The sequence below is a fragment of the Kribbella sp. NPDC050281 genome (assembly GCF_040655855.1).
Taxonomy (GTDB): domain Bacteria; phylum Actinomycetota; class Actinomycetes; order Propionibacteriales; family Kribbellaceae; genus Kribbella.
Map to the genome: position 1 here is coordinate 24,085 of NZ_JBFAKS010000065.1, position 9,902 is coordinate 33,986.

Genomic DNA, 9,902 nt, shown 5'->3' on the forward strand with positions numbered 1-9,902 from the left:
CGGAGACCTCATGCGGAACCGTACGGCGAACGATCGCCGAGACCTCGTCGAGAAACGCCTGTGGATCCAGGCTGCCGCGACACAACCTGCACAAGGCTTCTCGTGCACCGCAGGCAGCGGTTTGGGACAGCATCCGCTACCACCCCACCGCGATCCGGCTACCGCGACCTGCTCTGAATGTTCCCACTCTCACGTTGTAGCTCACGGCTGCAAGCGGCACTTGGTTCAACGCAGCGGGAGCTTGACAATCTTTGCCCCAGTTGTAAAGTGAGTCCATGATGTCAATGGCGTCCACAGCCGACGGCGCGCGACGGGAGCGGGTTCTCGCCGTGGCCCTCGAGGTGTTCGGGCGTTACGGCCTACGCAAGGCCTCGATGGACGAGATCGCGCGATCCGCGGATATTTCCCGGCAAGGCCTCTACCTGCACTTCGCCAACAAGGAGGCGCTGTTCCGGGCCGCGATCCAACAGGAGCTCGACACCGCCCTCGACGAGGCCACTACCTGCTTGAACACCCAAGGCCTCGGCCTGGAGCAACGGATCGTCGCAGCACTCGACGCGTGGCTCGGGCGGTACGTCGGATCCATGCTGGCATCCGATATCGGGAACCTGCTCCAGACCCCTGCGATGCAACTCGACGACATCGTCGATCCGGCCACTGTCGCGTTCGACAACGCGCTCGCCGCGGCGATCGCAGCGGCGATGTCCGAGAGCGACCGCAGACGCCTGGGCCTGACTCCGGAGGAGATCACCGAAGCGCTGCACGCGGTGACCCAAGGCGCGAAGTACCTGTCGAACGCCCGGGCCGAGTCCCGGGAGCAGTTCGTGGCCAGGATGGCCGCCGGCGTCCGGGTGATCTTCGCCGGCTTCGGCGCCATGGCGAGACGAACACCCTGACCTCGAGGAGGTACCTCGATGGAACCTCAGATTCCGCCACTGGATGGCGAGCTCCGCTTCGACGAAGTCACGCGCCAGGAACGCACTCACGACTTCGGCCACATCGTGCACCAGCTACCGGATGGCGTCCGGCTGCCGGGATCCGCCGACGACGTCGCCAAGACGATCCAGTGGACCGCACAGCGCGGCTCCACCTTCGCCCCACAGGGCCAACGCCACTCGACTTTCGGCCGGTCGCAGACCCGGGGCGGCATCGTCGCCGACCTGTCGATGCTCAACTTCGTCCGCATGCCCACGACCGGCGACACCGATGACGCCAACCGGCTCGTGGAGACCAACGAGGCCGTTTACCGGCGGGTCAAGGCGGCGGGCGGCACCCTGTACCCGGTCAGTGCCCTCCCCCTGTCCAAGGACGAGTGGCGCGACCACTTCGGCTCCGCCTACGGACAGCTGGACGCCGCGAAGCGCCAGTACGACCCGAACAAGATCCTCACACCCGGCTACCCGATCTTCTAACCGCGGAACCCCGACCAAGGAGAGTGCAAATGCTCCCCACAGTGCATCTGCGGATCAATGGTGAGAAGGTGCTCCCGAGTTCTGGGGAATCGTGGGACCACGTGAATCCGGTGACCGGTGAGGTCGACGCGAGCGGTTGACGACGGCGCCACTCTCGTTGCCGGTGGCAAACGCATGGACAGACCGGGTTACTACCTCGAGCCCACCGTTCTCACGCAGGTCGACCCTTCGTCAGAGATCGCGCAGATCGAGGTCTTCGGCCTGTGGTTGCCATCAGCACCTTCTCCACCGACGAGGAGGCGATCGCGATCGCGAACAGCACGCGCTACGGCTTGTCGTCGTACATCCAGACCAAGGATCTGACCCGGGCGCACCGGATCGCGGCCGAACTGGAGGCCGGCGAGGTGCTCATCAACGGAGCACCGAACCTGGCTGTGCACCGGCCGTTCGGCGGCATCGGAATCAGCGGAGTCGGCAAAGAAGGCGGCCGCGCCGGATTCGACGAGTTCCTCCGCGAGAAGAGCGTCGCCGTCGCCATCCACTAGCCGCCGGCCCGCGATGCTACTGGTCAGTTAGTGTCGTCGAGAACCTCTCGCAGTTGGTGCGCGAATGCCTCGGGCTGGCCACCGTATCCGGACTCGCCATCGAGGAAGCCGCCGTGGTGGCTCGGGAACACTGTCGCCTGCTGACCGATCAGTTCGGCGGTGGCCACCGCCGTACGCCCGGTGAAGGTACCCAAGGACTCCTCGCCTACGGCGATGACGACGCGTGTCGGCGCCGCGGCCAGTGCGTCGAGGTCGGGGTGATAACTGCTGATCGCCCAGGAGCGATCGGACAGCAGCGGATCGCCGCGCGAGCCGTCGTCCTCCGTCGCCATCCCGAACACAGCCGGATCCGGTGCGGGCTGGGCGAAGTACTCGTCGGTGAACTCACCCTGCCACGACGTCATCGCAATGAAGGCTGCCATCCCGGCGCCCGACCCCTTGGCCTCGTAGGCGTCCCGGATACCGGCGCGAGCACGCTCGGTGGCCGCGGCATCGGCGAGCACAGGGATCATCGGCGGCTCGTGGGCCACCAGAATTGTCACATCGTTGGGGTACGTCGCCACCAGCGCGAGCGCGGTGACCGCACCACCACTGCTCGCGAACATCTCGACCGGACCGACACCGAGCGCCTCGATCACGGCATGCACGTCGCCGGCCTGGACTGTGGGCGTCTGGTCGACCCGGCCGTCCGTCCGGGTACTGCGGCCGAGGCCACGCGGGTCATAGGTGACCACGGTGCGGTCGCGGAAGTACGACGCCAAAGTTGCGAACCCACTGGCGTCCATGGGCTGGCCGATCATGAACAACGGCGGCCGTCCGTCGGCGGCGGGCAGGGTGCCGCCAACGTCGTACGCAATGTCGGCCTCGGCGACCGCAAGCCTGTACGTCGTTGTCATAGCAGCGTCGATTCCCTCCGTACTGAGAACTCATCGGAGCCTACGCCCTTGAAGCGGCAGCGAACGCGTCCAGGACCGAACCCCGCGCAGGGCAAGTCACGTCCAATGCCGTCAGTCTGGCATCGGGGCGATCTCACCGCGGCTCGCCCTCGTGACCAACGGTGCAACGGCGATGATGGCCCGCGAGGGCGAATTCCGGACTCTCGGGGCAGCGGTTGCGTGTGCGAACCAGCGAAGAAGCGGCGGTCAACCGACGACCGTGAAGCGCACACCGCTCGCGACGTCACCCGTATGACGGTCTCGCGCGGTGACGACATAGTCACCAGGCGGAAAGTCGGCCGCGGTGGCATCAGCACGCCACTGGTAGACGACCAGTGCACGGCCAGACTTGTCGGTCTGTTCCCCACCGCTGTAGACAAGATTGCACGGTTTGGTCCGCTCGATCTTGGGACACACACCACCGACCGTCGAGCTGGGGCTGGCGATCTCGACGTCCATAAAAGTGTTCGGCCATCCGTCCCACATCTCGATCTCAACGTTCGTGGTCACTCCGCGCCGAACCTGCACGGGGCTGACCGACAACTGCCAGTTCTTGATCGCATCGCCAGTGTTCTGAGGTTGAGTCGGCGCAACCGTCGCTGATTGCGTCGGCTTGTGAGTCGCCGTCGGCGGCGGAGTCGGCGGTTTCCGCGACGGACGGGGTGTCACTGACGCTGTAGGCGTCGGGGTCAACGTCGGTTTCGGCGACGGGACCGCTGAAGGAACCTTCGGACTATTCGGCGAACTGGGGACCGCCGCACCCGCCGCCGGCCTGTCGCTCCGGCTGAACCAAGTGTCATAGACATAGTTCCCGAGCACGCCGACGAACACGCTCCACACCAGCGCCCAGGCCCCGCGAATCACCCACCGACGAATCCGCCTCGAAGGACGCGTCTGTTGCTCTGAACTCACTCCCCCATGCCCCCTATCCCCAACGACACAACGGCACCCCCACCAAGGACGTCACATCGGTATACACGAAGGGGCCGCCACGCACGGCACGACAAGCCCGGGTGAATCACCGGAATCTGGCGATGACCGGCGAGGGGGCGGCGGCAAGACTCGCAGTGGCGTGACGAAGGGAGATCTTCGATGAGTAGGCAGCAGCGAGCGGCCCTCGATGCAATGCTGCGGCAGTCAGCCTTCCCTGCCGACATCGGGCTGGACGAACAGCGAGCACAACTGCGGGCGCTGCTGTCGGCCCAGCCGCTGCCCGCCGACCTGACCGTGACCGCGGGCCACCTCGGCGACGTACCCACGGCCGAGGTCACCGTCGACGGAGTCGAGCCGCGCCACACAGTCCTCTACTTCCACGGCGGCGTGTACGTGATGGGCGACGCCGCACTCTCGGCGGACCTCGCATCGCAGATCGGCCGACGGACCGACGCGAAGGTCATCTCCGTCGACTACCGCCTCGCCCCCGAGCACCCGTACCCGGCAGCAGTCGACGACGCGCTCGCGGCGTACCAAGGTCTCCTCCAGAGCGGCATCGCTCCGTCGGACATCGTCTTCGCAGGAGAATCCGCCGGCGGCGGGCTCGCTGTCGCAACACTGGTCAACGCTCGCGATCACGGGCTCCCGCTGCCCGCCGCGGCGTACGTCATGTCGCCGTACGTCGATCTCACGCTGTCCGGCGCGACCATGCAGACCAAGCGCGGGGCCGACCCGTTGATGAACCCGGACGCGCTCCTGGCCCGGGTCGCCGACTACACCGCGGGACAGGATGCCGCCCTGGCCCTCATCAGCCCGATCTTCGCCGATCTGTCCGGCCTGTCTCCCCTGATCGTCCAGGCCGGATCACACGAGGTCCTCCTCGACGACGCCGTACGCCTCGCCCGCGAAGCCGCGGTCGCCGAGGTCGAAGTCACGCTCGACATCACCCCCGGAGTACCGCACGTCTTTCAGGCCTACCACGGGATACTCGAGGAGGGCGCCGCCGCACTCGACCGAGCGGGCCAGCGCCTCTCCACCTACCTTGACCTCGACGGGAAACCCCATGAGTGACTGGAACACCCAGACCATCACCGAGTTCCGAGCGAACGAGGGCCGGGTCGGCGGGCCCTTCGAGGGCGCGCCGATGGTCCTGCTGCACCACCTCGGCCGCAAGAGCGGGCGGGAGTACGTCACCCCGACGATGTACCTCGCGGATGAGACAGACCCGGACATCATCTACGTCTTCGCCACCAAGAGTGGCGCCCCCACCAACCCGGACTGGTACATCAACCTCACCACCGCCGGCCACGCCACCATCGAACGCGGCACCGAAACCTACGACGTCACCGTCCACGAGGTCATCGGCCCGGACCGCGACCGCATCTACGCCGAACAAGCCCGCCGCTATCCCGGCTTCGCCGAGTACGAACGCCAAACCGCAGGCGTCCGCACCATCCCCGTCCTTGAACTCAAGCACACCTGACCGGCACCGGTCAGGTGTGCAAGACGGAGCCCGGCGCCTAGGGCAGTCGGTGCACGGTGGCGTCGGCCCAGTCGGCGTGGTCGGAGTTGTTGCCGTCGCCCGCGTCGGTGACGCGGAGCGTCAGCCGCTCGACGCCCAGCACGTCCAGGTCCACCCGCTGCGGTTCGGAGTCACCGCGCATCACGGGCGACTCGTAGATCACCTTGCCGTCCGCCTCCACCTGGAAGACCACCGAGGAGTACGGCGAGTTCCGCTGCAAGTCGTCGACTCCGACCACCGCGCTGAACCGGACATCGGCCGGATCGAGCCGGTAGACGATCTCGGAGTTGGCATGGGTGCCGATGCCCTTGGCGTACTCGACGCCGCCCAACGAGATCGCCCCGCCGGAAACCGAGCGGTCGTGGCCCAGCGATCCCCAGCCGATGGTCGCCGACTCCCACTTCCGGTCGCTGAGCTCGGTGGCAATCAGATCGGCCGGCAGCGGCTGCTCGTCGGCCTGAGCCGGATCTCCGGCCCCGCGCTCGTTCGCCGACGTCACCCGGTACCGCCATGGCCCGTCGCCGGCCTCGCGATCCACCCAACTGTCGCCGGCCACGGACTCGGCCACCAGTTCGAAGTCGTCCGATCCGACCGGCGCTCGTTCGACCGTCGCGGTCAACGCATCGGGCGCACTGTCCCAGCTCAGTGCCACCCGGCTGCCGGACCGGTAAGCGCCGAGGCCGGTCGGCGCTGCGGGCGCCGCATCGGGCATGGTCCGGAAGCTGTGCGGACCGCCGGGCACCGGCAGTTCCTGACGGGTCCGGGCGTTCACCGCCGTCACCGACCAGTAGTACTCGCGTCCCGGCTCCAGACGCTGGACCAAAGCCGTTGTGCCGTTCACGGTCCAGCTGCGAACGACGTCGCTCAGCTGCGGGTCCTTGGCTACCGTGACCCGGTACTCTGTCGCGTTCGCCGACCGGCTCCACCGCAGCAACGCGTTCCAGGGTGAGACCCGGTCGGCTCCGTCCTGAGGGGACGCCAACGCGAAGTCGTCCGGGTGCGTCGTGATCGCGTCGCCCCAGCGCTTCTGGTCGTTGTGCCCCACCGCCTCGGCCGTCACGTGAGCTCCGGGCGGCAGGGTGACGGTGACCGAGCTGACAGACTTCCCGCGCTGCAGGGTGTGGTCCGCCTGCACGCGACGGCCGTTCACCGCGATCTGGGCATAGCCCCCATAAAAGCTGATCGTCGTCTTCAACGGCTGAGGTCCACTGTTGTGGGTCACAGTGGTCCGAGTGGCGCCCTCGTGGCGTACGCCGAGATCGTGCTGACCAACGGTGATGTGGTCGAGGTTGAGCCAGCCGATCTCCTGAGGCAGCCGGGACAGGGTGGAGACCGCGTGCGACGGTGCGTCCGGCACGATTCCCGCGAGCCCCTCGACCGTCTGGGAGAGCAAGGTGTAGCTGACCTCCGGGTAGTCGCCGTTGGTGCCCTGCTGCGGGACCTCGTGCGGCTGGCCCAGTACGGAGATGATGTCCTTCATCCAGGCCCAGCCCTGCTCGGACCGGCCGTAGGCGAACATGACGTCGGGGACATAGGTGCTGGACTCGATGTTGGTCGGCCGGTTCTCGACGTACATCTTGTACAGGTAGTCGAGGAACTCGTCGGTCTTGCGGCTGTTCGGGTCGATGATCTCGTCGTACGCCATGAACATCGAGTTCTCCTGACCCCAGCCGGTCACCCTGGCGCCGTCGGGCGTGCGGCCGCGGACGTACTCGTCGGCGCCGAGCGCGCTCCCCCAGTCCTTGTTGAAGTATGTGAAGAGCTCGGCGGCTCGGGTGTCGAACTGCTTGGCGATCGCGACGTCACCTCGGGCGCGCGCCAGGTCTGCGTAGCCACGGAACGCCTGGTACTGCGTGGCGATGCCGTCTCCGGCCTCGATCATCTGTTGATCGGATCTCTCGTTGTAGCCGGCCGCGCCGTACCAGATCCCCTGGCCAGTCCCCTCGGCCACGCCGTTCGGCAGCTGAGTGTCGTGCAGCTCGACGAACTTGGTCACGGCCTTGGTGTAGAAGTCCCAGAGAACGGGGTCCTCGATGTACGCGCGGTCTCCCGTCCAGCGGTACTGCTCGGCTGCCTTGTCGACCAGCTCGAAGACGGCAGGCACCTCGCGGACGAAGTAGGAGTCGCTCGGGTGGTCGAGGAAGTACGGGCTGCCGTCGAAGTTGAGGGCCCACAAGGGGTACCAGTTGCGCGCCTCGTTCGAGGTAGCGGCGTACGCCTCAAGCATCGACTTGTTCTCCAGGTCGAGCCCCAGCAGGTGCGCTCCGGCGGCCTGGTGTGCGTAGTCCCGGATGTAGAACGCGGTCCGGTTGGCGTAGCCGGCCCAGTAGGAAGGGATGTAGTCGGCCTGGCGCGCATCCGGCGGGACGGGTCCCTCGACGTCGACGGGTCCACGCTTACCGGTCTGGACATGCTGCCGGGCGCGCCACTTGGCCCAGTTGAAGGTGTCGACCAGTTCGTCGTTCGAGCTGCTGATGACAATGCTCTTCTGTTCTTCCACCGCGGTCACCGTCCAGGACGAGTGGTGCCCGTGGCTGTCGGTGACAGCGAACTGCCGGGGCTGGGCGTAGTCCAGCGGTTGCGAGGGATCTGGAGCGATGGTGCTGCCCGCAGGAAGTTCGACGTCCGCTGTCAGGGCTCTCCGGTCGGACTCGTACGGCACCTGGACGGTCACGGTGCGGGCATCGTGGTCGATCACCGACGGGCCCTGCTGGCCGTACACCTCGAAGCTCAGCAGCTCCCGCAGGTCGTCGAACACCGACACGTCATCGATGTTGATCCAGTTCTCACCGCTGCTCGTCACGAACACCACCACGCGCTGTCCAGTGGACAGATCCACCGGCTCGAGAGAGTACGGCTGGTACGAGGTATCCACCGGCAGCGTCCGCGACGCCAGCACCTCGCCGGTGTCCGCATCGCGGAGTCCCAGTACCCCACCCGCGCCTTTCACCGCGATCCAGGCCGACGTGGTGTAACTGCCGTCGGCCTCGACCGTCAGGGTCTGCGCCACTTGGTGCCCGGTGCCGGCATCGAGGTAGGCCAACGCCTGCCCCGAGTGTGGGTTGTTTGTGGCGCGTCCGGCGCCTTCGGTGAACTGCCAAGGCTCGCTGCCTGCTTCGAAACCGCCGTTGACCACGAGTTCGTTTCCGGTGCTGCCGGGCTCACCGCTTGCCACGACCGGCGGGATAAGCAGGACGAGCGCGATTACGCACAACCCGATCAGCAGTAATCGACCGGTCCGTGCCGTTGCGTGGAGGCTGGTGGGCGGCATGGCGTACTCCTCGACTGTGAGCTCTCGGTTCTTCGTCAGCGGGCGGGCGCGGTTGAGGCGCCGGGCAGGAAGGTGCAGGGAACCAGCTGAGGCGAGGTTCGCCTACCGGACTCCAGGCAGTCGACCAGAATCTCGACGCCGAGCCGCCCGAGCTCCTCGCCGGGGGACTGCATCATCGTGAGGGCTGGTGACGACATGGTCGAAATCTCCCCGGTCGTGCCGAGCGCGATCACTGATACGTCCTCCGGCACCCGCAGCCCTGCCTGGCGGACGCCGAGCATGACTCCAAGGGTCGCCTGCTCGTTCCGCACAAGGATCGCGGTGACTTCCGGATGCTCGGCAAGCAGCCTCTGGGTGATGTCTGCCCCCGCCGAGGCCGTCTGCTCGCACCCGACGGTGACCGACCGTAAGCCCCGCTCCGCGACGAGACGGCCGAAGGCTGCGTCGGTGCGGACCTGGGGTCCGTATCCAGGCAAAGCTCCGGCGCCTCCCTGTTCACCGATCAGCGCCAGGTGCCGGTGACCAAGGGACTCCAAGCGATCGAGGGCGGCCGACACGGTGGCGTCGAAGTCGATGTCGGCGTACAGATCTCCGGAAGGATCGGCGGTTCGGCCAATCATCGCGAACGGCGTACCCGCCTGGCGCAGGGCGGCGACGCGCGGGTCGTCGAGCAGTACCTCCATGAGCAGTACTCCGTCCACGACTCCGGCCGACAGCAGGTCCGTCAGCCCGACCGCGTCGTTGCTGATCGGCCACAACGTCAGGTGGTAGTCCAGCCGGTTCGCGGCTCTGGCTGCACTGGTAAGGAATTCCACCGACGTCGTCCCGAGCCGCCGCTCCAGAGCCGGGAAGACCAGGGCCAGACTCTGCGTCCGGCGGATCGCGAGGGCTCGTGCCGCCCGGTTGCGCTGGAAGTTCAACTCGGCCATCGCCGCCTCGATCTTGGCGCGCGTGCCTGGGGTCACCGCCTTCGTGCCGTTCACGACGTACGACACCGTGGCGATCGACACCCCGGCCCGGTCGGCGACGTCCTGCATCGTCGTCATGCGCACACCTCGTCCGGATCGGTTGGCGGCTCCCCATGCACTGGAGTTAAGCGCTTAGCTTACCATCAGAACGCCAGATGGCGACCGCCACTTGCAATCGGGATTCGATGCCCCTAGGCGGCATCGTCACGAACCCGGATGGCGAAGCACGTCGAGACGTTCGGTCGTCGGCGGCGACGACCGCGTCAACCGGTTGTCCGACGACCTGACGGCGATCGCCAACGACCTCGTGCACGGC

Annotated in this window: 8 protein-coding genes and 1 pseudogene; 5 read left to right on the forward strand and 4 right to left on the reverse strand. The window is 66.9% G+C overall.

Translation table 11 applies throughout. The annotated features are described in order from the left end of the window. The first annotated feature begins 275 nt into the window (after positions 1 to 275). The 3 genes and pseudogenes from AB0I34_RS41710 to AB0I34_RS41720 all read left to right on the forward strand — a co-directional run bounded on the left by AB0I34_RS41710 (position 276) and on the right by AB0I34_RS41720 (position 1,957). Positions 276 to 896: a TetR/AcrR family transcriptional regulator gene (locus AB0I34_RS41710; protein WP_360457413.1), complete on the forward strand. Its 621-nt coding sequence runs from the start codon at positions 276 to 278 to the stop codon at positions 894 to 896. Between the two features lie 18 nt (positions 897 to 914). After that, complete coding sequence (locus AB0I34_RS41715) at positions 915 to 1,412, forward strand: FAD-binding protein (protein ID WP_360457416.1); 498 nt, start codon at positions 915 to 917, stop codon at positions 1,410 to 1,412. Between the two features lie 174 nt (positions 1,413 to 1,586). After that, positions 1,587 to 1,957 (forward strand): annotated as a pseudogene (locus AB0I34_RS41720) (aldehyde dehydrogenase family protein). A 23-nt stretch (positions 1,958 to 1,980) separates the two neighbouring features. On the opposite strand, the gene AB0I34_RS41725 reads toward AB0I34_RS41720, so the two are convergent. Together AB0I34_RS41725 and AB0I34_RS41730 are read right to left on the reverse strand one after the other, a co-directional pair. Continuing rightward, the gene (locus AB0I34_RS41725) at positions 1,981 to 2,853 is read right to left on the reverse strand and encodes an alpha/beta hydrolase (RefSeq protein ID WP_360457419.1); all 873 of its coding nucleotides are present in this window, start codon (positions 2,851 to 2,853) and stop codon (positions 1,981 to 1,983) included. Between the two features lie 246 nt (positions 2,854 to 3,099). Beyond that, a complete protein-coding gene (locus AB0I34_RS41730; RefSeq protein WP_360457422.1) occupies positions 3,100 to 3,402 on the reverse strand; it encodes a hypothetical protein in 303 nt (100 codons plus the stop codon). Between the two features lie 582 nt (positions 3,403 to 3,984). On the opposite strand from AB0I34_RS41730, the gene AB0I34_RS41735 reads away from it, so the two are divergent. Together AB0I34_RS41735 and AB0I34_RS41740 are read left to right on the forward strand one after the other, a co-directional pair. After that, the gene (locus AB0I34_RS41735; protein ID WP_360457425.1) at positions 3,985 to 4,896 is read left to right on the forward strand and encodes an alpha/beta hydrolase; all 912 of its coding nucleotides are present in this window, start codon (positions 3,985 to 3,987) and stop codon (positions 4,894 to 4,896) included. Next, positions 4,889 to 5,308, forward strand: coding sequence for a nitroreductase family deazaflavin-dependent oxidoreductase (locus tag AB0I34_RS41740; protein WP_360457428.1), 420 nt, complete (start codon positions 4,889 to 4,891; stop codon positions 5,306 to 5,308). Before AB0I34_RS41735 ends, AB0I34_RS41740 begins: the two co-directional genes overlap by 8 nt. 37 nt (positions 5,309 to 5,345) lie before the next feature. Here AB0I34_RS41740 and AB0I34_RS41745 read toward each other — a convergent pair whose 3' ends face one another. After that, a complete protein-coding gene (locus AB0I34_RS41745) occupies positions 5,346 to 8,618 on the reverse strand; it encodes an NPCBM/NEW2 domain-containing protein (protein WP_360457431.1) in 3,273 nt (1,090 codons plus the stop codon). Between the two features lie 35 nt (positions 8,619 to 8,653). Next, entirely contained in the window at positions 8,654 to 9,664 is a 1,011-nt protein-coding gene (locus AB0I34_RS41750) for a substrate-binding domain-containing protein (protein ID WP_360457434.1), read from the reverse strand. Positions 9,665 to 9,902 lie beyond the last annotated feature (238 nt).